The sequence below is a fragment of the Neorhizobium sp. LjRoot104 genome, assembly GCF_964253725.1.
Classification (GTDB): domain Bacteria; phylum Pseudomonadota; class Alphaproteobacteria; order Rhizobiales; family Rhizobiaceae; genus Neorhizobium.
This window is the reverse complement of the sequence record NZ_CAXURS020000001.1, coordinates 2605119-2628188: the sequence shown is the minus strand read 5'-3', so window position 1 is coordinate 2628188 and position 23070 is coordinate 2605119. Positions and strand designations below refer to the sequence as shown.

Annotated in this window: 26 protein-coding genes; 16 read left to right on the top strand and 10 right to left on the bottom strand. The window is 62.2% G+C overall.

All coding sequences use genetic code 11. The features are described 5' to 3' along the window. Positions 1–26 precede the first annotated feature (26 nt). From ACSQ8R_RS13385 to ACSQ8R_RS13375, 3 genes are all read right to left on the bottom strand, one after another. Positions 27–188 carry a hypothetical protein gene (locus tag ACSQ8R_RS13385; RefSeq protein WP_436253817.1) on the bottom strand — a complete coding sequence of 54 codons (162 nt, stop codon included), beginning with the start codon at positions 186–188 and terminating at the stop codon, positions 27–29. Positions 189–293: 105 nt separating this feature from the next. Next, positions 294–1127, bottom strand: a complete 834-nt coding sequence (locus ACSQ8R_RS13380) for a helix-turn-helix transcriptional regulator (protein ID WP_436253815.1) — start codon at positions 1125–1127, stop codon at positions 294–296. Between the two features lie 71 nt (positions 1128–1198). After that, positions 1199–2221, bottom strand: a complete 1023-nt coding sequence (locus tag ACSQ8R_RS13375; protein ID WP_436253814.1) for an RluA family pseudouridine synthase — start codon at positions 2219–2221, stop codon at positions 1199–1201. 41 nt (positions 2222–2262) lie between these two features. On the opposite strand from ACSQ8R_RS13375, the gene ACSQ8R_RS13370 reads away from it, so the two are divergent. Beyond that, positions 2263–2649, top strand: a complete 387-nt coding sequence (locus tag ACSQ8R_RS13370; RefSeq protein WP_436253813.1) for a hypothetical protein — start codon at positions 2263–2265, stop codon at positions 2647–2649. Continuing rightward, positions 2649–3470 carry a TrmH family RNA methyltransferase gene (locus ACSQ8R_RS13365; protein ID WP_436253812.1) on the top strand — a complete coding sequence of 274 codons (822 nt, stop codon included), beginning with the start codon at positions 2649–2651 and terminating at the stop codon, positions 3468–3470. The genes ACSQ8R_RS13370 and ACSQ8R_RS13365 overlap by 1 nt, the downstream gene beginning before the upstream one ends. Positions 3471–3475: 5 nt before the next feature. Here ACSQ8R_RS13365 and ACSQ8R_RS13360 read toward each other — a convergent pair whose 3' ends face one another. Both ACSQ8R_RS13360 and ACSQ8R_RS13355 read right to left on the bottom strand, forming a co-directional pair. Further along, positions 3476–4681 carry a hypothetical protein gene (locus ACSQ8R_RS13360; RefSeq protein WP_436253810.1) on the bottom strand — a complete coding sequence of 402 codons (1206 nt, stop codon included), beginning with the start codon at positions 4679–4681 and terminating at the stop codon, positions 3476–3478. A 158-nt stretch (positions 4682–4839) separates the two neighbouring features. Further along, entirely contained in the window at positions 4840–5442 is a 603-nt protein-coding gene (locus tag ACSQ8R_RS13355) for a DUF1134 domain-containing protein (RefSeq protein ID WP_370649327.1), read from the bottom strand. 185 nt (positions 5443–5627) lie between these two features. Here ACSQ8R_RS13355 and chpT point away from each other — a divergent pair, with 185 nt between their 5' ends. Both chpT and ACSQ8R_RS13345 read left to right on the top strand, forming a co-directional pair. After that, positions 5628–6275: a histidine phosphotransferase ChpT gene (chpT, locus tag ACSQ8R_RS13350; protein WP_210008658.1), complete on the top strand. Its 648-nt coding sequence runs from the start codon at positions 5628–5630 to the stop codon at positions 6273–6275. Between the two features lie 104 nt (positions 6276–6379). Continuing rightward, the gene (locus tag ACSQ8R_RS13345; RefSeq protein WP_436255468.1) at positions 6380–6742 is read left to right on the top strand and encodes a response regulator; all 363 of its coding nucleotides are present in this window, start codon (positions 6380–6382) and stop codon (positions 6740–6742) included. Positions 6743–6903: 161 nt separating this feature from the next. On the opposite strand, the gene ctrA is transcribed toward ACSQ8R_RS13345, so the two are convergent. Next, the gene (gene ctrA / locus ACSQ8R_RS13340) at positions 6904–7602 is read right to left on the bottom strand and encodes a response regulator transcription factor CtrA (protein ID WP_110120843.1); all 699 of its coding nucleotides are present in this window, start codon (positions 7600–7602) and stop codon (positions 6904–6906) included. A gap of 423 nt (positions 7603–8025) precedes the next feature. On the opposite strand from ctrA, the gene ACSQ8R_RS13335 reads away from it, so the two are divergent. Further along, on the top strand, positions 8026–8376 hold the full coding sequence (locus ACSQ8R_RS13335; RefSeq protein WP_046603647.1) for a hypothetical protein: 351 nt from the start codon (positions 8026–8028) through the stop codon (positions 8374–8376). Between the two features lie 112 nt (positions 8377–8488). On the opposite strand, the gene ACSQ8R_RS13330 is transcribed toward ACSQ8R_RS13335, so the two are convergent. Then, positions 8489–8767, bottom strand: a complete 279-nt coding sequence (locus ACSQ8R_RS13330) for a GNAT family N-acetyltransferase (protein WP_436253809.1) — start codon at positions 8765–8767, stop codon at positions 8489–8491. A gap of 106 nt (positions 8768–8873) precedes the next feature. On the opposite strand from ACSQ8R_RS13330, the gene ACSQ8R_RS13325 reads away from it, so the two are divergent. Continuing rightward, positions 8874–9326 carry a paraquat-inducible protein A gene (locus ACSQ8R_RS13325; RefSeq protein WP_436253808.1) on the top strand — a complete coding sequence of 151 codons (453 nt, stop codon included), beginning with the start codon at positions 8874–8876 and terminating at the stop codon, positions 9324–9326. A gap of 90 nt (positions 9327–9416) precedes the next feature. On the opposite strand, the gene sciP is transcribed toward ACSQ8R_RS13325, so the two are convergent. The 3 genes from sciP to ACSQ8R_RS13310 form a co-directional block, all read right to left on the bottom strand. Then, on the bottom strand, positions 9417–9692 hold the full coding sequence (sciP, locus tag ACSQ8R_RS13320; protein ID WP_007769470.1) for a CtrA inhibitor SciP: 276 nt from the start codon (positions 9690–9692) through the stop codon (positions 9417–9419). Between the two features lie 195 nt (positions 9693–9887). Then, the gene (locus ACSQ8R_RS13315) at positions 9888–10556 is read right to left on the bottom strand and encodes a sugar transferase (RefSeq protein WP_436255467.1); all 669 of its coding nucleotides are present in this window, start codon (positions 10554–10556) and stop codon (positions 9888–9890) included. 184 nt (positions 10557–10740) lie between these two features. Next, positions 10741–11772, bottom strand: a complete 1032-nt coding sequence (locus tag ACSQ8R_RS13310; RefSeq protein WP_436253806.1) for a DUF2793 domain-containing protein — start codon at positions 11770–11772, stop codon at positions 10741–10743. A gap of 238 nt (positions 11773–12010) precedes the next feature. On the opposite strand from ACSQ8R_RS13310, the gene ACSQ8R_RS13305 reads away from it, so the two are divergent. The 10 genes from ACSQ8R_RS13305 to ACSQ8R_RS13260 all read left to right on the top strand — a co-directional run bounded on the left by ACSQ8R_RS13305 (position 12011) and on the right by ACSQ8R_RS13260 (position 22917). Further along, entirely contained in the window at positions 12011–13261 is a 1251-nt protein-coding gene (locus tag ACSQ8R_RS13305; protein WP_436253805.1) for a sarcosine oxidase subunit beta family protein, read from the top strand. A gap of 9 nt (positions 13262–13270) precedes the next feature. Further along, complete coding sequence (locus ACSQ8R_RS13300) at positions 13271–13552, top strand: sarcosine oxidase subunit delta (RefSeq protein ID WP_436253804.1); 282 nt, start codon at positions 13271–13273, stop codon at positions 13550–13552. After that, positions 13549–16506 carry a sarcosine oxidase subunit alpha family protein gene (locus tag ACSQ8R_RS13295; protein WP_436253803.1) on the top strand — a complete coding sequence of 986 codons (2958 nt, stop codon included), beginning with the start codon at positions 13549–13551 and terminating at the stop codon, positions 16504–16506. Before ACSQ8R_RS13300 ends, ACSQ8R_RS13295 begins: the two co-directional genes overlap by 4 nt. A 10-nt stretch (positions 16507–16516) precedes the next feature. Beyond that, positions 16517–17065, top strand: coding sequence for a sarcosine oxidase subunit gamma (locus ACSQ8R_RS13290; protein ID WP_436253802.1), 549 nt, complete (start codon positions 16517–16519; stop codon positions 17063–17065). A 296-nt stretch (positions 17066–17361) separates the two neighbouring features. After that, the gene (locus ACSQ8R_RS13285; RefSeq protein WP_436253801.1) at positions 17362–18264 is read left to right on the top strand and encodes a branched-chain amino acid ABC transporter permease; all 903 of its coding nucleotides are present in this window, start codon (positions 17362–17364) and stop codon (positions 18262–18264) included. A gap of 1 nt (position 18265) precedes the next feature. Beyond that, positions 18266–19654 (top strand): high-affinity branched-chain amino acid ABC transporter permease LivM, encoded by a 1389-nt coding sequence (gene livM / locus ACSQ8R_RS13280; protein ID WP_436253800.1) that lies wholly within the window; start codon positions 18266–18268, stop codon positions 19652–19654. Further along, entirely contained in the window at positions 19654–20532 is an 879-nt protein-coding gene (locus tag ACSQ8R_RS13275; protein WP_436253799.1) for an ABC transporter ATP-binding protein, read from the top strand. The genes livM and ACSQ8R_RS13275 overlap by 1 nt, the downstream gene beginning before the upstream one ends. Then, positions 20532–21260: an ABC transporter ATP-binding protein gene (locus ACSQ8R_RS13270; protein WP_436253798.1), complete on the top strand. Its 729-nt coding sequence runs from the start codon at positions 20532–20534 to the stop codon at positions 21258–21260. Before ACSQ8R_RS13275 ends, ACSQ8R_RS13270 begins: the two co-directional genes overlap by 1 nt. 39 nt (positions 21261–21299) lie before the next feature. Then, the gene (locus tag ACSQ8R_RS13265) at positions 21300–21653 is read left to right on the top strand and encodes a DUF6867 family protein (RefSeq protein ID WP_436253797.1); all 354 of its coding nucleotides are present in this window, start codon (positions 21300–21302) and stop codon (positions 21651–21653) included. Positions 21654–21792: 139 nt separating this feature from the next. After that, positions 21793–22917 (top strand): branched-chain amino acid ABC transporter substrate-binding protein, encoded by a 1125-nt coding sequence (locus tag ACSQ8R_RS13260; protein WP_436253796.1) that lies wholly within the window; start codon positions 21793–21795, stop codon positions 22915–22917. The last annotated feature ends 153 nt before the right edge of the window (positions 22918–23070 follow it).

Sequence of the window (23070 nt, the reverse complement as noted above, 5' to 3'; positions counted from 1 at the left end):
CTGCCGCCCGCCTCGATGTTGGGCGTTTACTTGCCGGCCGATTGCGCCGTGCGGGTCGCGGTTTCCGCTTCCCGCAGTGCTTCGGCGCATTCCTCGCAGCAGACCTCGACCGTCTTGCCGCCGATCTTCACCGCGATCCGGGTCGCATCGAGTTCGCAGTCGCAGGCGGCGCAGGTATTCTCTTTCATGGTGGCATCTCCCGATGTGTGCGTTACGAGAGAAGAAAAGCATTTTGGCAGGGGCTTCCGCTGTCAGAATCTTTAGCGACTTTGCCCCTGGTGATTTACCGGGGGCTATCTCAAGCCCGCAAATCTCTGGAACTCCGCCGGCGTGCGGCCATAGGCCTGGCGGAAGGCGGAGGAGAAGTGGCTGTGGCTCGAAAAGCCGAGCTCGAGGCCAAGCTCGGTCAGGTCGTCATAGCTGCCGAGCAGGTCGAGTGCCCGGGCCAGCCGCAGGCGAAGCTGGTAGCGGTAGAGCGGCGTGCCCTCCACCTGTTGGAAGACCTGGGTCAGGTAGACCGGCGAAACGCCGGCTTCCCTGGCGATCTCGGCGAGCGTCCAGCGGCGCGCGAGATCGGAGGAGAGGGCGAGCTTGGCGCGGTCCACCAATTTCTGGCGCCCCGTGCTGGCAGTCGCCGCGCGGGCGGTCCTGACGCCCACGGAGCGGCGCACCAGCGTCATCGCGAGCGTCTCCGCCTCCAGCGTCTCGGCGGTGCCGCGGATCAGGCTGTGGCGCAGCAGCGCCACCAGTGCCTGAGCGCGGGCGTCGATCCTGAGGCGCTGCCTGTTGAAGACGAAGCGTGATCCCTTCGGATTGCGGTGCTCGGCCGGGACCAGTTCCTCCAGCATCGCTTCGGGCACGTCCATGCTCAGGCAGGAATCGCCGCCTTCGATCGGGTGGCTGATCTGATAGGCCTCGTCGCAGTTGAAGAACAGCACCTGGTTGGCCTCGGCGACGGTGTCGTCACTGCCGACATGGCGCATGAAGACGCCGCGATACGGGAAGACGAGGGTCGTCGCATGGGAGCATTCCTCGCCGCTGCGGTGCCGGCATTCGCCGCCGCACACGACGTCACGGACCTTGATCAGGTCCGTATCGAGGAGCTTTCTGACGGCGAGCTGGCTCATGGAGAACCTTGGGGTGCCTCTGAAGTATCGTGGAGTTATATACTCCCCGACAATAGCTCAGGCCACCCGTTTCATGCCTTCAGGGCTTCGATCAGCTCCGCCATGTCGTCGGGCATCGGCGCTTCGAATTCCATTACCTCGCCGGTGCGGGGGTGTTCGAAGGCGAGCAAGAAGGCATGCAGCGCCTGGCGCGGAAAGCGGTTGACGACACTTTTGGCAAAGTCCGGCAGCAGGTTCGCCTTGGTCTTGAAGCCGGCGGAATAATCCTGGTCGCCGATCAGCGGGTGGCCGATATGGGCCATGTGGACGCGGATCTGGTGGGTACGGCCGGTTTCCAGCCGGCATTCGATCAGCGCGGCGAGTGCCGTCGCATCCGGCTTTTCGTGGAAACGTTCGATCACCTGGTAATGGGTGATGGCTTCGCGGGCGTCGCTGCTGTCTTCCTTCTGCACGGCGCGCTTGGTGCGGTCGCCGGCGCGGCCGAGCGGCGCGTCGATCGTGCCCTTCAGCCCGCGCGGACGGCCCCAGACGACCGCCTGATAGGCGCGCTCCAGCGGGCCGGAACGGCCATGGTCGGCGAACTGGTCGGCGAGGTGGCGGTGGGCGATATCGTTCTTGGCGGCGACCATGACGCCGCTCGTATCCTTGTCGAGCCGGTGGACGATGCCGGGGCGCTTGACGCCGCCGATGCCGGAAAGGCTGGCGCCGCAATGATAGATCAGCGCGTTCACCAGCGTGCCGGTCCAGTTGCCGGCGCCGGGATGCACGACGAGGCCGGCGGGCTTGGCGATGACGATCAGGTCGTCGTCCTCATAGAGCACTTCGAGCGGGATATCCTCGCCCTTCGGCTCGGGATCCTCCGGTTCGGGAAGGTCGATCTCGACGGTGTCGCCGGCGGCGATCTTCTTCTTCGGCTCGGTGATGACCTTGCCGTTGAGGCTGACGGCGCCCTGTTCGATCAGCGCCTTGATGCGGTTTCGCGAAAACTCGCCGTCCAGTACCGAAGTCAGCCAGGCATCCAGCCGCCCTTCGGCCTCGTCGGAGGCGGTGAGGACTTTCCTTGGGCGCCCGGCTTCTTTAAAGGGATCGTTCATTCAATCATTCCGATAACATTCGGCAGAAACAAGGACGTCCCATGCCCCAACCCGAGATCGAGGAACAGGAAGAGCCGCTTGATCCGGCAATGGAGAGAATCCGCCGGAAAATGGTGCTTCTGATACTCGTTTCGGGCGGGATCTTGTTCGTCTGCTTTATGGCGGTCCTTGGCGCCATTGTCTACAAGGTCTCGCAGCGGCCTGCCACGCCCGCGACTGTCGCCTCGACGGGCGGGTTCTCCGTGCCGGCAGGCCAGCCGCTTGCGGCCACCGCGGAACTGCCCGCCGGCTTCGTCGTGCAGGGCGTATCGCTCTCCGGCAGCCAGATCCTGTTCTACGGCCTGCTGACCGGTGACCAGAAGGTATTGATCTACGATATCGCCGCCGGCCGCATCGTTGCCGATGTGACGGTCGCGATACCGCAATAATGGCACCGATCCGCATCGATGACGCGGACGATCCGCGGATCGCCGAGTTCCGGTCGATCCGCGAGCGGGATTTGACGGGCCGCGAAGGGCGGTTCATCGCGGAAGGAACCGTGGTGCTCAGGATGCTTGCCGCCGCGCATGGTTCGGGCGGCGATTTCCTGACCGAGAAGATCCTGCTGCTTGAAAACCGGGTTGCCGGGCTTGCGGAAATCCTCAGCTGTTTTCCGGCGGATGTTCCCGTCTACGTGGCCTCGGCTGCGGTGCTCGATCAGATCGCCGGCTTCCACCTGCATCGCGGCGTGCTGGCGCTCGGCCGCCGCCGGCAGGAGAGGACTGCCTCCGAACTGGTCGCCACGCTGCCCGAAAAGGCGCTTGTCGTCGCAGCCTTCGGCATTTCCAATCACGACAATATCGGCTCGATCTTCCGAAACGCCGCCGCCTTCGGCGCGGATGCGGTGCTGCTCGACCAGAGTTGCTGCGATCCGCTCTACCGCAAGGCGCTGCGGGTCTCGGTCGGGGCGGTGCTGTCGGTGCCCTATGCGCGGCACGGCACGATGTCCGATATCCTGGCTGTGCTGATGGAGAACGGTTTTGCCGTCTGGGGGCTTTCGCCTACGGGTTCCGTGGAAATTCGCGATGTGCCGCCCTCCGGCCGCATGGTACTGATCACCGGCACGGAAGGCGAGGGACTACCCGCACAGGTCCTTGCCCGCATCCAATCGGCGCGGATCGCCCAGGCACCTGGCCTCGACAGCCTCAACGCGGCGACAGCGACCGGCATTGCGCTCTACGAGATCGCAATGGCCCAAGGGCGCCTCTAGAGATTTCAGTTGTTCGCGTCCTGCGTGGTCGCGAGCGTCTTCTTCGACTTCGCGGCGAGGCTTTCCCGGTTGCTGTTTGCGGACTTGCCGGACAGGATCTTGTGGATCGGCGAGGCCGAACCTTCGGACGCAGCCGTCATCGCCACCATGCTGGCGGCGATCGAGGCGAGCTCCTGGCGGATCGCGTCGTCGCTGCCGCTACCCTCCTGCAGGCGTTCGGAGAGCGCCGTTGCCCTGTTGCGGGCGTCTTCAGCCATCCGGGCCACCGCCGGATCGACGTCCGGCTGTCCGGCAATCCGGGCTTGTCTGGGAGGCGGAGCATGCGGAATTTCGCGCAGGTTGATGTCCTCCGGAGTGATCTTCTTCTTCGGCGTTGCTTTTATCACGGGGCGCAGAGCCGCCGAATCGCGAAGGGCGCGACTGGAATCCCGCGCTTCGGCGCTGGCGCCTTTCAGCTTGTCCCGCAGGCGGGCGATCTCGGCAAGCCGGCGTTCCAGCGCCGTCTCCCTGTCCGCACGGTCGGCGATTTCCTTGGCGAGCTTGTCCTCGAGCCGCTGGACGCGATGCTCTTCCTGGGCAAGCCGTGCCTCGGCGTCCTTGGCGCGGGCCGTCTGCTGCCGGACATCGTTGCGCAGCGTATCGCGTTCGTCGCGCAAGGCGGTGACCCGGAATTTCAGGTTTTCGACCTCGGTGTCGCGGGTGGAAAGATCGATCCGGAAATTGTCGGCCTCGGCGATCATCAGCAGCTGGCGTTGCTGCAGCTTCTCGATCTCCAGATCCTTGGCAGCGACCGTTTCCTCGGCGGTTTCGAGCGCCGCCTTCAACTGCTGGATATAGCTGTCCTCCTGGCGCAGGCGCGAACGGGCGTCGGCCGCCTCGACATCCATCGTGTCGATCTGGGCGCGCAGGTCGGTGATCTCGGAGACAAGCTGCTTGGCCTCCTCGGCAAGGCTGTCGCTCCTGATCTGCAGCGCGACGGCCTTGTCTCTTTCCTGGATGAGTTCCTGCTTGGTGCGGGCATTCTCGGCCGCATAGACGGCGCGTGCCATGTCGCGCTGGGCGCGGACTTCCTGTGGACTGATCGGCAGCGTCGCCTTGATGCGGTTTTCGGTGTAGCGGACGATGCGATTGTGGACCGCCGGGGCAATCAGCATCACCGCAAGTGCTGCGCTCAGGAAACCCAAGCCGAACAGAAGAGCAAATTGGATCACGATGCGGCCGTTTCGCGGTCTGGATGGGAATGCGCAGGCTGTTTAAGCATGGTCACATTCAACCGGCAAGCGCCCTTCTGGCAGAAGGCCGGATTACCGGCCGCTGTGGTGAAAAACATCAAATCCCCTCCGTTTTGTGGAGAGGACAATGGCAAATTTCAGAAAGGGTTCCAGGTCGGCGACTGGGTCAGCTTCAGATAACCGACATTGATGCCGAGGCGAGCACCGAGGCCGGTGCGAATCGGCACGAGAATCATATTGTTGTTGCGCAGCACCGTCATGCCGACGCCGGCGACCACGAAGGCGGAGCCCGACACGCCGCCGAATCGGGCATAAAGGCTGTTCACCGAGGGCAGGTCGTAGACCAGCATCATCGCGCGGGTGCCCTGGCCGCCGTAGTCGATGCCGAGCGAGGGGCCCTGCCAGAAGACCGGATGCTGGCCAGCGTTCTTCGTATAAAGTTCGCCCTCGCCATAGGTCAGGCCGGCGATGAACGCGCCCGAGCCTTCCTGGCCGAGAATATAGCCGTTCGGCAGGCCGTATTGCGAAAAGGCGTTCTCCACGACCTTGGCGAGGCCACCGCTGGTGGAGCCGAAGAAGCCGTGGCCGGCATCGACGATTTCCTGGGCGGAATATTGGTTGGAGCCCTGCTGGGCGGATGCCGGGCCTGCGAAGACCGCCACGGCTGCGATCACGGCAAACACCGTCGCAGCAAAGCGGGCGAGGGCGGAAGGGGTGTGGATGCGCATTGTCAGATCCATGATTGTATCATCCAGGGGCACGCCTTTTGCGTCATGCTTAAGGCTCGGCCATTTTGGGGCCATGATCTTAATAATCGGTTTACCAAATATGGTGTCATTATGACCAGGAACATTGCTCCACCCTCGCGCAACCTTCAGATGGCAAGGCGAATACCGGGGGGGGCATTCCCAAACAGGAGACCTACATGCCGAAGAATCCGAATCTTACCCTCGCCGGGCCAGATCTCGCGGCACTTCTGTGCAGCCGCGTCTGTCATGACGTGATCTCCCCGGTCGGCGCGATCAACAACGGCCTTGAGCTTCTCGACGAAGGTGCCGCCGACAGCGACGCGCTCGACCTCATCCGCACCTCGGCGCTCAATGCATCGGTGCGCCTCAAGTTCGCGCGACTAGCCTTCGGTGCTTCCGGCTCGGTCGGCGCCTCGATCGATACGGGCGAGGCCGAGAAGGCCGCCAAGGATTTCGCCATCGCCGAAAAGAAGACCGAGGTCACCTGGAACGGCCCGCGGGCGATCATCGCCAAGAACCGGGTCAAGCTGCTCCTCAACCTTTTCCTCGTCGCCTATGCCGGCATTCCCCGCGGCGGCTCGGTCGACGTGACGCTGGAAAATCCGGAGTACGACGCGAAATTCATCCTCACCATCAAGGGACGGATGATGCGCGTGCCAGCCAAGTTCGTCGAGATCGCCAGCGGTACGCTCGAAGAGCCGATCGATGCCCATTCGATCCAGCCCTATTACACGGTGCTGCTCGCCGAAGAGTCCGGCATGGAACTGAGCCACGTGGTTTCGGAAGACAAGATCGTCTTCATCGCCGAGACCGTGGCCGCTTGAAACGATCTGTGGTTGTTTGGTGCCCGAGGGTAACCATTCATTAGCGCCATCCCCCTAATGATAGATGCTCGGAACCAGAGCGGGTTCAGCGTCAGGGGGACATGATGCAGCGTTTAATGATTGCCGACGGATCGGACATCGTGCGCACGGTCGGCAAGCGAATCCTGTCGGAACTGGGCTTCCTCGTGGTCGAGGCCGGCACCGCGCGCGAGGCCTCGATGCGCTGCAATGCCGAGCTTCCCAATTTCCTGATCGTCGATGCGGCGCTGGAAGGCGCGCTCGAACTCATAGGCAACATCCGGGCGATGCCGAACGGCAAGAGTGTGCGCATCTTCTATTGCGTCATCGAAGCGGACCTGAAGAAGATGATGGCCGGCAAGCGCGCCGGTGCGGACGATTTCCTGCTGAAGCCCTTTGATCGCAAGATCCTGACTTCGGTCTTCTCGGCTCTGGCGCAGGCGGCCTGATTCTCAAAGCTGCTGCATCCGCTCGACAAGTGGTGGCCCGCCCCGCCGCCGCCTTTCCTTTACCGTGACGTTTCGTTTTGGGTCCGCAGGCCGGTCAAAACAAAACGTCCGCCTGGCTGGCCAGGCGGACGTTTTCGATAAGGGGATTCTCAGGCGGCAGCTCAGGCGGTTTCGGCGTAATCCGCTTCCGGTTCGCGCAACACGTAGCCGCGGCCCCAGACGGTTTCGATATAGTTTGCGCCGCCGGCGGCATTTGCGAGCTTCTTGCGCAGCTTGCAGATGAAGACGTCGATGATCTTCAGTTCAGGTTCGTCCATGCCGCCGTAAAGGTGGTTCAGGAACATTTCCTTGGTGAGCGTGGTACCCTTGCGGAGCGAGAGGAGTTCCAGCATCTGGTATTCCTTGCCCGTCAGGTGAACGCGCTGGCCGCCGACTTCGACGGTCTTGGCGTCGAGATTGACGATCAGTTCGCCGGTAACGATGATCGACTGGGCATGACCCTTGGAACGGCGGACGATCGCGTGGATGCGAGCGACCAGTTCATCCTTGTGGAAGGGCTTGGTCATGTAGTCGTCGGCACCGAAACCGAGACCACGAACCTTGTCTTCGATGCCGGCCATGCCGGACAGGATGAGGATCGGTGTTTTGACCTTCGAAAGCCTCAGGGTGCGAAGCACTTCATAGCCCGACATGTCGGGCAGGTTGAGGTCGAGGAGAATGATATCATAGTCGTAGAGCTTGCCGAGATCGACGCCTTCCTCTCCGAGGTCGGTCGTATAAACGTTGAAGCTCTCCGATTTCAGCATTAGCTCGATGCTCTGGGCAGTCGCGCTGTCATCTTCGATGAGTAGAACCCGCATATTTTTCCCCTTTACCGCCGCGTAAGGTATCTTTGCCCCCTTACTCGATACGGATCCAGACTGAGCCTGATTTGGAAGCTGCCACTAAATGGTTAACAAATTATGATTTAACCTGGCAAGGTTCATCATTTCGTTAAGCAAAATTAGTAGCAACCTGTTTTCCCTTCAAGTTTGGCCATCACCAGGATTGAATCCGCGGATGAGGAAATTCCGCTAAGTGATTCATTCGACTCATACATTGTCGCGGCCAATTTAGGCCCTGGCATTTACCGACCCTTAAACGATCCGGTTTATCATTAATGATGCCCGTAAACGAAAGGTTAACGCGACGCCTAATTTATTAACGCCGCGAGAATTTTTTGATCCGGAGTGTACCAATCCGGATACACGGGCCTGGGTCTCGCTATCCACGGAGTATTGCGTATGAAGTCGCGTGACAGCATGGTTCGCCTGAAAAGCTTTCAGGTTACCGAAAAGCGCCGTCAACTGCAGCAATTGCAGATGATGATGGCCGAATTCGAGAGAATGTCTAAAGAACTCGAGCATCAGATCACTCTGGAAGAGAAGAAATCCGGGATTACCGACCGGAATCACTTCGCTTATCCGACCTTCGCGAAGGCCGCCCGCCAGCGCGCGGACAATCTTCAGGTCTCGATTCGCGAACTGAAGGTCCAGGAGGAGAGCGCGGAACTGGCGCTCGAGGAAGCGGAAGCCGAATTTGCCAAGGCTTCGGCGCTCGAAGAGCGCGATGGCGGAATGCGCGCCCGGGCTTAACAAAGTCGGGCGGCATCAACGACGGAAATGCCATAATCTGGGGCGGTGCCGCGGCGCCAGGCCCATTTGCGTTTTTTGGTTCTCGTTAACGTTCGTGATTCGGGCTTGCCCCTTAACGAAGAATGTCCTGCCAGTCGGGGTGGCGTTCCACCTGGGCCTTGAAGAACGGGCAGAGCGGAATGATCTTCCAGCCGCCCTTGCGGGCTTCTTCGACCGCATGCAATGCCAAGGCCTGGCCGACCCCTTTGCCGCGAAGCTCGTCGGGAACGCCGGTATGATCGACGATGATCAGTTCCGGCGACGCGCGCGAATAGGTCATTTCGGCAAAGTGACCTTCGACTTCGGCCACATAACGACCGCCCGACCGGTTTTCTTCCAGAGTAATGTTCATGATTGTTCCGCTTTCGTCCGTTTGCGGATGGTGTAATACGGAGCAGACCGAAGGGAAATAGCCTGGTCGGTCGCCCAAGGGTGACACATCGTCAACGGAGAAAGCGATGAACTTGCTGCGGCCGCTTCTTCTTGCGCTGGCCGCGATCTTTCTGGCGCTCGGGCTCTTTTTGCCGATCATCCGTTTCGAGCGGCTCTATTTTTTCAGCGAGACGCCGTCCCTGCTGGAGCTCGTCGCGGCGCTTTTCCGGGAGGGGGATGTGGCACTGTCGCTGGTGGTCGGCCTGTTTTCGATCGTCTTTCCGATCGTCAAGCTGGCGGGGCTGACGGTGCAGTTCTCCGGACGGGCGGCGGAGGCGGGATTTTTCCGCCGCGCGATGCCGCATCTTTCGAAGTGGTCGATGATGGACGTGATGCTGGTGGCGATCGTCGTCTTTGCCGCGAAGAGCAGCGGCCTGGCTGTTGCGGTCTCACAGCCGGGCCTCTGGTTCTACGCCGCCTCGGCCATCATCGCCGGGGTGCTGCCGTCGCTGTCCCGGATCGGATCCGGGCAGACTTGAGCCGTATTCAGAAACCGAAAGGTGCCGTTGCGTTCGTGGCAGCGGCACCTTTTGTTTTCTGGTGCGGGGCTGGCCCCCGCGAATTCGGGGTCAGTGACGATATTGCTGGATGCGCGTGGTGCGCAGGCCGGCCAGGCCATGATCGTTGATGGAGGACTGCCAGGAGAGGAATTCCTCGACGGTAAGCGTATAACGCTCGCAGGCTTCTTCCAAGCTCAACAGGCCGCCGCGAACCGCGGCTACCACCTCTGCCTTTCGCCGGATGACCCAGCGGCGCGTATTGGCCGGCGGCAGGTCGGCGATCGTCAAGGGGCTGCCATCGGGGCCGATGACATATTTTACTCGGGGACGTATCAATTCGGTCATTGAACTCTCTACACAACGCAAGACCACGTCGGTGAGCCTAGCCGCCCAGTTTTAATATTTGACTAAACAGGCCGTAGCATTTGTTCCAACTATGGCAACAATCGCGCCGCGCGTCCCCGGACAGGACGAAAAAGGGCTACTTGTACCGTAAAAGGCGGTGTTTCGGCGATTTGTCGGCCGATTGAAAGCTGCTGATCAGAAGCCTTTCCCGCCACGAAACTCCGCGAGCAGGGTGCCGATCATGATACGCAGGTCGAGCAGAATAGAGAAATTGTCGATGTAATGGAGGTCGCACGCGATACGGGCGCGCGCCTTGCCCGGGCGATCCGTCGGTCCGCGAAGACCGCGCATCTGTGCCAGACCGGTCATGCCCGGCCGCATCGAATGGCGGCGATGATAATCCGAAACCAGGCTCTCGTAAGGGATGCCGGCGGCCAGCATGTCGATCGCGTGACAGCGCGGGCCGACCAACGACATGTCGCCCTTCAGGACATTCAGGAGTTGCGGCAGTTCATCGATATTCGCCTTGCGGATAAAGCTGCCGACGCGGGTGATGCGGGCGTCGTTCTGGACGGTCTGCGCAATCCCTCTTGCATCGCCGAGATCGGTGCGCATCGAACGAAACTTGTAGACCCGGAACCTGCGGCTCTCCTTGCCCCAGCGCATCTGGGTGAAGAGGGCCGGCCCGTCGCTGTCGATGCGAATCGCCAGCGCGACGAGCAGCATCAGAGGCAGGAGCAGGATCAGTGCCGCAAGCGATACGCCGATGTCGATCGCCCGCTTTGCGACGAGCTGCGTTCGAAGGCTGTCGCCGGATCTACGGGGTAGATGCGAATGCCGGTCGAGGATTGACGAAGGCTCGATGTACCGCCCGCCGCTCGACCCGTCGGCGGTGTCGTCATGCAGATCGTGAACACTCAAACCGGCCACCCCACCCCATACCCGAAGCCCTGAGGGCGACGGCAGCTCTTAATAGAATACCTCCAGTCGCGAGTCATCACCCAAGTTAACCGTCCGTTAAGAATGAATAGAGTTTTAGAAATCGCTGTTATGACAACATCGCCAAGGACAACTCCGTTTTTCCGGCGCCCAACTCCAGTTGCGCCGTTCCCGAATGCCCGAGGGTCAGGTAATCCCCGGCGGAGAAGGAAAAAATTCCCGTTGCGGACTGTATTTGTGCTCCACCGGCTGCGCCGTTCAACAGAACAAGTGTCTCCGTTGCATTGAGCATCAGGCTGGTCGCATGGCCGGACGAGGAAAGGATCGCGAGATTGAGGGCGACGAGGTACAGGCCGTCGGCCGGCACCACGACCCGGTTGCCGCCGCCGCCGACCGCAACGCCCAGCGAAAGGCCGCCGCGATCGAGGGCAAGCGTGGTGAAGCCGCTCTGCTGGCCGGCGGTTGGGGTGAAACTCGTGCCGGTGCGGTAAGCGCGGCCGGCCGGCTGGTTGGGTTGCGAGACACGGCCGGTGGGCGAGATCGACAGCCCGGTCTTCCAGGTCGTCCCGTCGCTGACCTTGACGGAGAACTCGGTATTCCCGGCGAGGCCCATTTCCGCATAACCGGTCCAGTTCGACTGGAAGAGCAGCGAGGCGGTTTCGGCGGAGGCGGCCTTGTTGACCTTGATCTGGTGGCCGTTGCCGGCGTGGTTGAACAGGCTTGCCGGCGAGGCGAGTGTGAGGCGGTTCGTGCTGTCGGGCGTCGCATTGATGCCGAGTTCTTCGAGGCGGCCCGTGGCGGGCAGGGGAATGTCCTGCCAGAGCGCGCCGGAAAACACCTTGAGCTTTTCGGGGGCGGCGAACCAGGCGCGCCAGCCGATACGCGGGACCAGAAATGCCCAATAGCCGTCCTGCCAGGAAGCGACACGTCCCGTCTTGCCGGCCCAGGCGCCGGTCGGGGCGGCCGCGACCAGATAACAGGCGCCCTCCGCCGGCGCGCCTGGCGGGTTTGCGAGTTCCGCCAGGATGGTGAGATGCACCAGCGCGTCAAGCCGCAGCAGCGCCTCGTTGTGGGTCACGTGTTTCTGCGCCTGCGAAGGCAGGATGAAGGGCATGTCGAGGTTTGCGGTCGTATCGGCCATGGTTGTCTCCGTTCGGTCGATCGCGAGTCTAAGGCCGATGACGCAGGCGGGGAGGCGGAAGCAGCCAAGCCTTTGAAAACCCTGAAACGACCCTCGGGAAACATGCTCGCTTCGACGCTCCGTGCCTTTGGCGCAACGCCTGGGCGTTTCGTCGCATGCAGGCCCTTCGATGTCCTGATTGCGCTTGTCCTTTGTCTCGCATATGCGAATGTGAGCGCGGCGAGAGACAGGGAAAAGCATGCGTTATTCGGCCTATTCGATCTTCAAGGAAGCGCTCTCCGGCAACCGGATGTGGAAGCCCGCCTGGCGCGAACCGCAGCCGAAGCCGCATTACGACGTGATCATCGTCGGCGGCGGCGGGCATGGTCTGGCGACCGCCTATTACCTTGCCAAGGAATTCGGCATCACCAACGTCGCGGTGCTGGAAAAGGGCTATCTCGGCTCGGGCAATGTCGGGCGCAACACGACGATCATCCGCTCCAACTACCTGCTCGAAGGCAACAACCCGTTCTACGAATTTTCGCTGAAGCTCTGGGAAGGGCTGGAGCGGGATTTCAACTACAATGCCATGGTCTCGCAGCGCGGCATGCTCAACCTCTTCCATTCCGACGGCCAGCGCGACGCCTATGCCCGCAAGGGCAACGGCATGCGCATCCATGGCGTCGATGCCGAACTGCTCGACCGCGAACAGGTGCGCCGGAAAGCGCCCTATCTGAATTTCGACCACGCCCGGTTCCCGATCATGGGCGCTCTCTACCAGAAGCGCGCCGGCACGGTGCGGCATGACGCGGTCGCCTGGGGTTACGGCCGAGGTGCCGATGCACGCGGCGTCGACCTGATCCAGCATTGCGAGGTGACCGGCATCCGCCGCGAAAACGGGCTGGTGGTCGGCGTCGAAACGACCAGGGGGTTTATCGGCTGCAACAAGCTGGCGCTCGCGGCTGCCGGCAATACGACCACCGTCGGGCGGATGGCCGATCTCGAATTGCCGATCGAAACGCATGTGCTGCAGGCCTTCGTCTCGGAAGGGCTGAAACCGGTGGTCGACCACGTGATCACCTATGGCGCCGGGCATTTCTACATATCGCAGTCGGACAAGGGCGGGCTGGTGTTCGGCGCCGAGATCGACTTCTATTCATCCTACGCGCAGCGCGGCAACCTGCAGACCGTCGAGCACACGATGGAGGAGGGGGTGTCGCTAATCCCCGGCCTGTCGCGTGCCAAGGTGCTGAGAAGCTGGGGCGGGGTGATGGACATGTCGATGGACGGATCGCCGATCATCGACCGCACGCCGGTCGACAATCTCTATCTCAACTGCGGCTGGTGCTACGGCGGCTTCAAGGCGACGCCGGCCTCCGGTTTCTGTTTTGCCCACCTGATCGCCAAAAACGAGACGCATCACGTCTCCCGCTTCATGCGGCTCGACCGGTTCGAGCGCGGCTACACGATCGACGAAGCGGGCCGCGGCCCCCAGCCGAACCTCCACTGAGATCCCATCATGGCAAGCCTGATCACCTGTCCGCATTGCGGCACCAGACCCAAGGAAGAGTTTTCGATCCGCGGCGCCGCCGCGCCGAAACGCCCTGCGCCGACCGCCAGGGACGAGGCCTGGCATGTTTATGTCTATGTCCGTGACAATCCGAAAGGGCGATACCAGGAGTACTGGCATCATGTTGCCGGCTGCCGCCGCTTTCTGGTGGTCGAGCGCGACAACCTCACGCATGAGGTTTTCGGTGTGACCGACGCTGCGGAATTCGAGCGGGCGGGGGCTGCCGAATGACTTCCTATCGTCTCGGATCCGGCGGCGCGGTCAATCGCGGCCAGTCGCTCAGCTTCACTTTCGATGGCCGCAGCTACAAGGGTTTCGAAGGCGACACGCTCGCCTCGGCGCTGCTGGCCAACGACCAGATGCTGATGGCCCGCAGCTTCAAATATCACCGCCCGCGCGGGGTGGTGACGGCAGGCTCCGCGGAGCCGAATGCGCTGATGACGATCGGCTCAGGCGCGCGGGCCGAGCCGAACGCCCGGGCGACGGTGACCGAACTCTACAACGGTCTTGCCGCCGCAAGCCAGAACCGCTGGCCGTCGCTGAAACATGATTTCGGTGCGGTGAACGACCTGTTTTCACCTTTCCTCGGCGCCGGCTTCTACTACAAGACCTTCATGTGGCCGGGCGTGCTTTGGGAAAAGCTCTACGAGCCGCTGATCCGCCGCGTCGCCGGCCTCGGCAAGGTCACCATGCAGGCGGATACCGACCGTTACGAAAAGTCCTGGGCGCATTGCGACCTGCTGGTGATCGGCGCGGGGCCGACGGGGCTGATGGCGGCGCTTGCTGCCGGGCGGGCGGGGGGCCGGGTCATTCTGGCCGACGAGGGGTTCAGGTTCGGCGGTTCGCTGCTGTCGGAAAGCGTTTCGGTCGGCGGTCAGCCGGCTGCGGAATTCGCGGCCGAGATCGTCGAGGAGCTGGCGTCGCTGCCGAATGTCACCCTGATGCCGCGCACCACCGTGTTCGGCTGGTATGACGACATGGTGTTCGGCGCCGTCGAGAGGGTGCAGAAACACGTCGCCGCTCCATCGCCCGACCTGCCGATGGAGCGGCTGTGGCGCATCGTTGCGAAACGGGCGATCCTCGCCACCGGGGCGGAGGAGCGGCCGCTCGTCTTCGGCGGCAACGACAAGCCGGGCGTGATGACGGCAGGGGCCGTGCGCACCTATCTCAACCGCTACGGCGTCGCGGTCGGCGGCAGGGTCGCGGTCTTCACCAATGGCGGCTCCGGGTACCGCACAGCCGCCGATCTCGCAGCGCAGGGCATCGACGTCACCGCGATCATCGACGCCCGGCCGCAATCGGCCGATCCGGTGCCGGAAAGCATTCGGGTCATCCGCAACGGCGCGGTGATCGCTACGAAGGGCAAGCACCGGATCGAAGGGCTGATCGCCGAACGCTCCGGCTTCGAGGAGGTGATCGGCTGCGATGCGCTGGCGATGTCCGGCGGCTGGTCGCCGATCGTGCACCTGATGTGCCAGCGTGGCGCTAAGCCGGTCTGGTCGGACGAGAAACAGGCGTTCCTGGCGCCCGACGTGGGCGGTGCCTTCACCGCCGCGGGTTCGGCCGCCGGCCATGCGTCGCTTGGCGAATGCCTGAAGGACGGCGCTGCCAAGGCGCATGCGGCGCTCGACGCGCTGGGCCGGTTGGTCGGCTCGCTGGAGGCGCCCGAGGTCGAGGGCGAATACGATCCCTCCTTCGCGCCGCTCTGGTATGTGCCGGGAGCGCGGGACAAGGCTTTCGTCGATTTCCAGAATGATGTGCATGTCGGCGATCTCGGCCTCGCCCAGCGCGAGGGTTTTCGCCATATCGAGCACACCAAGCGTTACACGACCGCCGGCATGGCGACCGACCAGGGCAAGCTTGGCAATGTCAACACTGCCGGCATCGTCGCCGGCATGCGCGGCGTGTCGCCGGCCGAGATCGGCACCACCACCTTCCGGCCGTTCTACACGCCGGTCTCCTTCGGTGCCCTCGCCGGCACGGCGCGGGCCGAACGTGCAGCCCCGGTACGCACCTCGCCGCTGCATGGCTGGGCGAGGAAGAATGGCGCGACCTTCGTCGAATCGGGTCTCTGGTACCGCTCCGCCTGGTTCCCCGGGGAGGGTGAAAAGACCTGGCGGGAGAGTGTCGATCGCGAGGTCCTGAACGTCCGCGCCAATGCCGGGCTCTGTGATATCTCGACGCTCGGCAAGATCGAGATTTTCGGACAGGGCGCGGCGGAATTCCTCGACCGCATCTATTCCAACGGCTTTCTCAAGCTGCCGGTCGGACGGGCGCGCTACGGGCTGATGCTGCGCGAGGACGGCATCGTCTTCGACGACGGCACCGCGAGCCGGCTGTCCGAGAACCACTATGTGATGACTACGACAACGGCCTATGCCGCCGAGGTGCTGGCGCATCTCGAATTCTCGGCCCAGACCTTCTGGCCGGAGCTTGACGTGCGCTTGGTCTCCTCCACGGATCAATGGGCGCAGATGTCGCTCGCCGGGCCGAAGGCGCGGATCATCATGAGCCGGGTCGTGCAGGAGGATATTTCCGATTCCGCCTTCCCGTTTCTCGCCGCCCGGGACGTCACGCTTCGCGGCGGGCTGAAGGCGCGGCTCTTCCGCATCTCGTTTTCGGGCGAGCTCGCCTACGAGCTTGCGGTTCCGGCCGGTTACGCCGAGGCGGTTGCCGACTCCATCATGGATGCGGGTCGCGAGGAGGGTATCTGCGCCTATGGGGTCGAGGCTTTGAACGTGCTGCGCATCGAGAAGGGACATGTCACCCACAACGAGCTCGACGGCCGCACCACCCCGGACGACGTCGGGCTCGGCCGGATGATGGCGATGCAGAAGCCGGATTTCATCGGCAGGCGGCTCTCGACACGATTCGGGCTGACGGCGGCCGACCGGCTGCAACTCGTCGGCCTGAAGCCGATCGAGGCCGACAAGGAGATCAACGCCGGTGCGCATCTGCTCAAAGACGGCGCGAAGCCCTCGATGGCGAACGATCAGGGTTTCGTCTCGTCGGCCTGTTTTTCGCCGACGCTCGGGCATTTCATTGCGCTCGGCATGCTCAAATCCGGCCGCGAGCGGATCGGCGAACGGGTCATGGTCTGGGACGGGTTGCGCGGCTCGGAAGTGCCCGGCGAAGTCTGCCCGCCGGTCTTCGTCGATCCCGAAAACCGCAAACTGCATCTCTGAGGGCTGCCGAATGTCGATCAATCTTCTCCACCGGCATGTTCTCGACGATCATATTTCCGGCTTCAAGGCGGATCCCAACCCGAACCATCTCTCCATCGTTCGCCGGCCGGTGATCTTCTCGATCCTCGCGCATGCCGGGCAGGAGGCAGCCGTCGCCGAGGCCTTGTGGAATGCCGAGGATGTGGCGCCGCGCTTCTGCAGTCCTTCCGAATGGCTCGCCGTATCGCAGACGCTCGGGGCCGAGACGGTCGCCGGCAGGCTGTCCGGGATCGCGGGCGCTTCCTTCGTCGATCAGAGCGACGGTCGCGTGCTCATGGAAATCTCCGGTCCGGCCGTGCGAACGATTCTCGCAAAATGCGTGGCGGTCGACCTGCATGCCGAGGTCTTCGAGGAGGGCCGTTCCGCCGCGATGTCGTGTTGCCATGTGGACGCGAATGTTGCCCGCACCGGGGCCGACACGTTCGAGATCATCGTGCCGCGCTCGCTTGCCGGATCCGTTTTCGAGGAGCTGATGGAAATGGGCCGCGAGCATACACTGACCCGCGGCTTTGCGGACTGAGAGTTGCGCTTGCCCGGAGGTGTCGGATATCGATTTCACGTCAAGCGTGGGTCGATCTTTAATTTCGAAAAGCGGGGCGTTTGGCTAATTTTTCGTCAGAAGTTGCCGGTTTTGTGGAATTTCTGATCTTTGTGTCGCCAGATTGTTGAGAAGTGCCGCGATTTTGTCGATCTCTCGGCTTTTTGTCTTCACATTCCTTACGAAAACGTTATGGAATGCGCCAAAGAACGTAAGAACCCGCAAGGGGCAAATAAACGAGATGTGACCCTTCCGGGATCGCATCCAGGGGAAAATATATGGAGTATTTTATCCAGCAGCTCATCAATGGGCTGACTCTTGGGTCCATCTATGGCCTGGTGGCAATCGGCTATACGATGGTTTACGGCATCATCGGCATGATCAACTTCGCCCATGGCGATATTTTCATGCTCGGCGGTTTTGCCGCTCTCATCGTCTTCCTGATCGCAACCTCCTTCTTCGCCGGTATTCCGGTGGCGTTGCTGCTGCTCCTGATGCTGCTTGTCGGCATGCTGATGACAGGGTTGTGGAACTGGACGATCGAGCGGGTCGCCTATCGGCCATTGCGCGGTTCATTCCGGCTTGCTCCGCTGATCACCGCAATCGGTATGTCGATCGTGCTGTCCAACTTCATCCAGGTGACGCAGGGGCCGCGCAACAAGCCGATCCCGCCGATGGTGACCGACGTCTTCCATCTCGGAGCCATCACCATCTCGCTGAAGCAGGTGCTCATCGTCGTCATCACCGCGGTGCTGCTGTTCGCCTTCTGGTACATCGTCAACAAGACGCCGCTCGGGCGCGCCCAGCGGGCGACCGAACAGGACCGCAAGATGGCGGCGCTGCTCGGCGTAGACGTCGACCGGACGATCTCGATCACCTTCATCATGGGTGCGGCACTCGCGGCCGTCGCCGGCGGCATGTACCTGATGTATTACGGTGTCGCCTCGTTCAACGACGGCTTTATCCCGGGGGTCAAGGCGTTCACGGCCGCGGTTCTCGGCGGTATCGGTTCGCTGCCGGGAGCGGTTCTCGGAGGGCTTCTGATCGGTCTCATCGAGTCGCTGTGGTCGGCCTATTTCTCCATCGCCTACAAGGACGTCGCCACATTTGCCATCCTTGCTTTCGTGCTGATCTTCAAGCCGACCGGCATTCTCGGCCGGCCGGAAGTGGAGAAGGTGTAACATGACAGCTGCAACCGAAACCGGACATCCGAACGTGCTTGCCAAGGCGGTGCGGGAAGGGCTGTTCGCCGGCGTCATCTCCTTCTTCATGTTCCTGCTGTTCGTCGGCATCGAGACCTATCAGGACATCAACAACGCGCTGGTCTGGCGCACCCGCTGGGGTCTGCTGGCGATCTTCGTGGCTGTTGCGGCGGTTGGCCGCTTCCTCACCGTCGGCTTCATCAAGCCGCATCTCGACCAGCGCAAGCTTGCCAAGGCGAAGAGCGGCGTTCTCGAAATTTCCGAGAGCAAGAGCTTCTTCCACCGGCACTTCCTGAAGATCGCGCTGATCTTCCTGCTGGTCTATCCGTTCCTGTCGCTGCTCATCGTCGGCAAGCAGGGATCGCTGAAATATGTCGATAATTTCGGCATCCAGATCCTCATCTACGTGATGCTCGCCTGGGGCCTGAACATCGTCGTCGGCCTCGCCGGCCTGCTCGACCTCGGTTATGTCGCCTTCTATGCGGTCGGCGCCTATTCCTACGCGCTGCTGTCCTCGTATTTCGGCTTCTCCTTCTGGCTGCTCCTGCCGATGTCGGGAATTCTGGCGGCGCTCTGGGGCATTATCCTCGGTTTCCCGGTGCTGCGTCTGAGGGGCGACTATCTCGCCATCGTGACGCTCGCTTTCGGGGAAATCATCCGCCTCGTGCTGATCAACTGGACCGATGTGACCAAGGGAACCTTCGGGATCTCGGGCATCGCCAAGGCGTCGTTCTTCGGCATCTGGTCCTTCGATACCGGCACGGCCAACAACTTCGTCAAGGCATGGGGCCTGTCGGCCTCCTCGGTCTACTACAAGGTCTTCCTGTTCTACGTCATCCTGGCGCTCTGCATGCTGACCGCCTACGTCACCATCCGTCTGCGGCGCATGCCGATCGGCCGGGCCTGGGAAGCGCTGCGCGAGGACGAGATCGCCTGCCGTTCGCTCGGCATCAATACCGTCACCACCAAGCTGACCGCCTTTGCGACCGGCGCGATGTTCGGCGGTTTCGCCGGGGCGTTCTTCGCAACCCGCCAGGGTTTCGTGTCGCCGGAAAGCTTCGTCTTCCTGGAATCGGCCGTGATCCTGGCGATGGTCGTTCTCGGCGGCATGGGATCGCTCACCGGCATCGCGCTTGCCGCGGTGGTGATGGTCGGCGGCACCGAAGTGCTGCGCGAAATGTCCTTCCTCAAGGCCGTGTTCGGACCGGACTTCACGCCTGAACTCTACCGCATGCTGCTGTTCGGCCTGGCGATGATCATCGTCATGCTGTTCAAGCCGCGCGGCTTCGTCGGATCGCGGGAACCGACGGCCTTCCTCAAGGAGCGCAGGGCGGTTTCCGGAAGCTTTACCAAGGAGGGCCACGGCTGATGGCTCTCGGAACGACGACGATGACGAATGGCATGACTGGCGATACGATCCTCAAGGTCGAGCATCTGTCGATGAAGTTCGGTGGCCTGATGGCCATCAACGACCTGTCGCTGGAAGTACGGCGCGGCGAAATCACCGCGCTGATCGGCCCCAACGGCGCCGGCAAGACCACGGTGTTCAACTGCATTACCGGTTTCTACAAGCCGACCATGGGCATGCTGACCCTGCAGCGCAGGGACGGCAAGGAATACCTGCTGGAACGCCTGCGCGACTTCGAGATCCCCAAGGTGGCGGGCGTCGCCCGCACGTTCCAGAACATCCGCCTGTTCTCGGGCCTGACGGTTCTCGAAAACCTGCTGGTCGCACAGCACAACGCGCTGATGAAGGCCTCGGGCTATACCATCCTCGGTCTGCTGGGCCTGCCGGCCTATGGCAGGGCGGTGGATGAGTCCATCGAGAAGGCGAAATACTGGCTCGACAAGGCCGATCTGACCGATCGTGCCGACGATCCCGCCGGCGACCTTCCCTACGGTGCCCAGCGGCGGCTCGAAATCGCCCGCGCGATGTGCACCAATCCGGAACTGCTGTGCCTCGACGAGCCGGCGGCCGGCCTCAACCCGCGCGAATCGGCAGCCCTCAACACGCTGCTGCATCAGATCCGCGACGAAGGCGTGTCGATCCTGCTGATCGAGCACGACATGTCGGTGGTCATGGAGATTTCCGACCATGTCGTGGTGCTGGAATACGGCCAGAAGATATCCGACGGCTCGCCGGACCATGTGAAGAACGACCCACGGGTGATCGCCGCTTATCTCGGCGTCGAGGATGACGAGGTGGAAGAGGTGATTGCGGTAGAACTCGAGGGAGGCAATCACTGATGGCGGCCGAAAACCTTCTGAAAGTCCAGGCTGTCGAGACCTATTACGGCAATATCCGTGCACTCGCGGGCGTCGATGTCGAAGTCAACAGGGGCGAGATCGTCAGCCTGATCGGCGCCAACGGTGCCGGCAAATCGACGCTGATGATGACCATCTGCGGTGCCCCGCAGGCCCGCGCCGGCTCGATCATCTTCGACGGCGAGGATATCACCAAGCTGCCGACGCATCTGATCGCGCGGCGCCGCATCGCCCAGTCTCCCGAAGGCCGGCGCATCTTTCCGCGCATGACCGTTTACGAGAACCTGCAGATGGGCGCCGGCCTCGACAACCTCAAATATTTCAGCGAGGACGTCGAGAAAATCTTCACGCTCTTCCCGCGCCTCAAGGAACGCCAGAGCCAGCGCGGTGGCACGCTTTCGGGCGGCGAACAGCAGATGCTGTCGATCGGACGCGCGCTGATGGCGCGGCCGAAGCTGCTCTTGCTGGACGAGCCTTCGCTGGGCTTGGCGCCGCTGATCGTCAAGGGCATTTTCGAAGCGATCAAGAAGCTGAACCAGGAAGAGGGGCTTACCGTCTTCCTGGTCGAGCAGAACGCGTTTGCGGCATTGAAACTCTCCGACCGCGGCTATGTGATGGTCAACGGCAAGGTGACGATGTCCGGTTCCGGAAAAGAGCTTCTCGCCAATCCGGAAGTGCGCGCCGCCTATCTTGAAGGTGGACGGCATTGATCGCGCTGGTTGTACTTGTGGCGGCTAGAGGAATTTAGGATGCAGGGACTGTTTTTCGAAAGCGACAGCGGCGTGCGGTACCTCTTGCGTTTCCTGGTGCTGATCATCGGTTTCTGGACGGCCTGGCGGTCGGGCAAGGCCGCCGCCGAGGGCTGGAACGGCTATCTCACGGTGGTGGTCTATACTCTGCTGCTCGGCGTGGCGATGCGTTTTCTGCACTATGCGCTGTTCCAGGGGCCGTTCATCAGCCCATTCTACTACATCCTCGACGTGGCCATCCTGCTCGCCTTTTCGAGCGCCGGATTCCGCATTCGCCGGACGCGCCAGATGGTGCAGAATTACTATTGGCTCTACGAGCCGACTTCGGCTTTTTCCTTCAAGAAGAAAGATTGACAGCCGCACTTTTCTGTCCTCAGATTGGCGCGGGTTGAAATCATAAGTAACCTAGAGTGGAACATTTCCGGCGCAGTGATGGTGGGTATTGCGCCCGGTTTCGAAAAATCAGCTCACCTAAAAAATTGGGAGTAACTCGATGAAGAAGTCTCTTCTTTCCGCGGTTGCGCTGACGGCCATGGTCGCCTTCAGCGGTAGCGCATGGGCCGACATCATTATTGGCGTCGGCGGTCCGCTCACGGGTCCGAACGCCGCCTTCGGTGCACAGCTCCAGAAGGGTGCCGAACAGGCTGCAGCCGATATCAACGCCGCCGGCGGCATCAACGGCGAAAAGATCAAGATCGTCCTCGGCGACGACGTGTCGGACCCCAAGCAGGGCATCTCGGTTGCCAACAAGTTTGCGTCCGACGGCGTCAAGTACGTGGTCGGCCACTTCAACTCGGGCGTTTCCATCCCGGCTTCCAAGGAAGTCTATGCCGAGAACGGCATGCTGGAAATCACCCCGGCCGCGACCAACCCGGTCTTCACCGAGCGTGGCCTGTGGAACGTCTTCCGTACCTGCGGTCGTGACGACCAGCAGGGCGGCGTTGCCGGCGCTTACCTCGCCGACAAGTTCAAGACCGCCAAGATCGCCATTATCGACGACAAGACGCCTTACGGCCAGGGCCTTGCCGAAGAGACCAAGAAGGCGATGAATGCCAAGGGCGTCAAGGAAGTCATCCGCGAAGGCGTCAACGTCGGCGACAAGGACTTCTCGGCCCTCATCTCCAAGATGAAGGAAGCCGGCGTCTCGATCATCTACTGGGGCGGCCTCCACACCGAAGCCGGCCTGATCATCCGCCAGGCAAAGGACCAGGGCCTCAAGGCTAAGCTCGTTTCGGGTGACGGCATCGTCTCCAACGAACTGGCCTCGATCGCCGGCGACGCCGTCGAAGGCACGCTCAACACCTTCGGCCCGGACCCGACGCTGAACCCGGCCAACAAGGACCTGGTTGCCAAGTTCAAGGCAGCCGGCTTCAACCCTGAAGCCTACACGCTTTATTCGTACGCGGCCGTTCAGGTCATCGCTGCCGGCATCAAGGCAACCGGCAAGGCCGACGACGCCGAAGCCGTTGCCAAGACGCTGCATGAAAAGGGTCCGTTCAAGACCGTTCTCGGCGACATGGCCTTCGACGCCAAGGGCGACCCGAAGATCCCGGGCTATATCATGTACGAATGGAAGAAGGGTCCGGACGGCAAGTACAGCTACTTCCCGCAGGGCTGAGCCGCACTCGGCCTAGCCGTATTCCAGAAGGGAGCCCGGTCAAAAGCCGGGCTTCTTTGCGTTTGGGGAGTGGAGGAAGGGCGGTGGGGATTGCCGCCGTTTCAACACGAGGAACGGGCGGGAAAGACGTTCCGCTGCGGGGCGGGCTGCCCA

What these genes read in the sequence shown, in the direction of transcription:
- livM (WP_436253800.1), top strand. Translation starts at nt 18,266, where the DNA reads ATGACAGCTGCAACCGAAACCGGACATCCGAACGTGCTTGCCAAGGCG.
- ACSQ8R_RS13375 (WP_436253814.1), bottom strand. Translation starts at nt 2,221, where the DNA reads ATGAACGATCCCTTTAAAGAAGCCGGGCGCCCAAGGAAAGTCCTCACC.
- ACSQ8R_RS13365 (WP_436253812.1), top strand. Translation starts at nt 2,649, where the DNA reads ATGGCACCGATCCGCATCGATGACGCGGACGATCCGCGGATCGCCGAG.
- ACSQ8R_RS13260 (WP_436253796.1), top strand. Translation starts at nt 21,793, where the DNA reads ATGAAGAAGTCTCTTCTTTCCGCGGTTGCGCTGACGGCCATGGTCGCC.
- ACSQ8R_RS13355 (WP_370649327.1), bottom strand. Translation starts at nt 5,442, where the DNA reads ATGGATCTGACAATGCGCATCCACACCCCTTCCGCCCTCGCCCGCTTT.
- sciP (WP_007769470.1), bottom strand. Translation starts at nt 9,692, where the DNA reads ATGACCGAATTGATACGTCCCCGAGTAAAATATGTCATCGGCCCCGAT.
- ACSQ8R_RS13345 (WP_436255468.1), top strand. Translation starts at nt 6,380, where the DNA reads ATGCAGCGTTTAATGATTGCCGACGGATCGGACATCGTGCGCACGGTC.
- ACSQ8R_RS13270 (WP_436253798.1), top strand. Translation starts at nt 20,532, where the DNA reads ATGGCGGCCGAAAACCTTCTGAAAGTCCAGGCTGTCGAGACCTATTAC.
- ACSQ8R_RS13385 (WP_436253817.1), bottom strand. Translation starts at nt 188, where the DNA reads ATGAAAGAGAATACCTGCGCCGCCTGCGACTGCGAACTCGATGCGACC.
- chpT (WP_210008658.1), top strand. Translation starts at nt 5,628, where the DNA reads ATGCCGAAGAATCCGAATCTTACCCTCGCCGGGCCAGATCTCGCGGCA.
- ACSQ8R_RS13370 (WP_436253813.1), top strand. Translation starts at nt 2,263, where the DNA reads ATGCCCCAACCCGAGATCGAGGAACAGGAAGAGCCGCTTGATCCGGCA.
- ctrA (WP_110120843.1), bottom strand. Translation starts at nt 7,602, where the DNA reads ATGCGGGTTCTACTCATCGAAGATGACAGCGCGACTGCCCAGAGCATC.
- ACSQ8R_RS13300 (WP_436253804.1), top strand. Translation starts at nt 13,271, where the DNA reads ATGGCAAGCCTGATCACCTGTCCGCATTGCGGCACCAGACCCAAGGAA.
- ACSQ8R_RS13310 (WP_436253806.1), bottom strand. Translation starts at nt 11,772, where the DNA reads ATGGCCGATACGACCGCAAACCTCGACATGCCCTTCATCCTGCCTTCG.
- ACSQ8R_RS13305 (WP_436253805.1), top strand. Translation starts at nt 12,011, where the DNA reads ATGCGTTATTCGGCCTATTCGATCTTCAAGGAAGCGCTCTCCGGCAAC.
- ACSQ8R_RS13325 (WP_436253808.1), top strand. Translation starts at nt 8,874, where the DNA reads ATGAACTTGCTGCGGCCGCTTCTTCTTGCGCTGGCCGCGATCTTTCTG.
- ACSQ8R_RS13285 (WP_436253801.1), top strand. Translation starts at nt 17,362, where the DNA reads ATGGAGTATTTTATCCAGCAGCTCATCAATGGGCTGACTCTTGGGTCC.
- ACSQ8R_RS13335 (WP_046603647.1), top strand. Translation starts at nt 8,026, where the DNA reads ATGAAGTCGCGTGACAGCATGGTTCGCCTGAAAAGCTTTCAGGTTACC.
- ACSQ8R_RS13275 (WP_436253799.1), top strand. Translation starts at nt 19,654, where the DNA reads ATGGCTCTCGGAACGACGACGATGACGAATGGCATGACTGGCGATACG.
- ACSQ8R_RS13330 (WP_436253809.1), bottom strand. Translation starts at nt 8,767, where the DNA reads ATGAACATTACTCTGGAAGAAAACCGGTCGGGCGGTCGTTATGTGGCC.
- ACSQ8R_RS13380 (WP_436253815.1), bottom strand. Translation starts at nt 1,127, where the DNA reads ATGAGCCAGCTCGCCGTCAGAAAGCTCCTCGATACGGACCTGATCAAG.
- ACSQ8R_RS13295 (WP_436253803.1), top strand. Translation starts at nt 13,549, where the DNA reads ATGACTTCCTATCGTCTCGGATCCGGCGGCGCGGTCAATCGCGGCCAG.
- ACSQ8R_RS13265 (WP_436253797.1), top strand. Translation starts at nt 21,300, where the DNA reads ATGCAGGGACTGTTTTTCGAAAGCGACAGCGGCGTGCGGTACCTCTTG.
- ACSQ8R_RS13290 (WP_436253802.1), top strand. Translation starts at nt 16,517, where the DNA reads ATGTCGATCAATCTTCTCCACCGGCATGTTCTCGACGATCATATTTCC.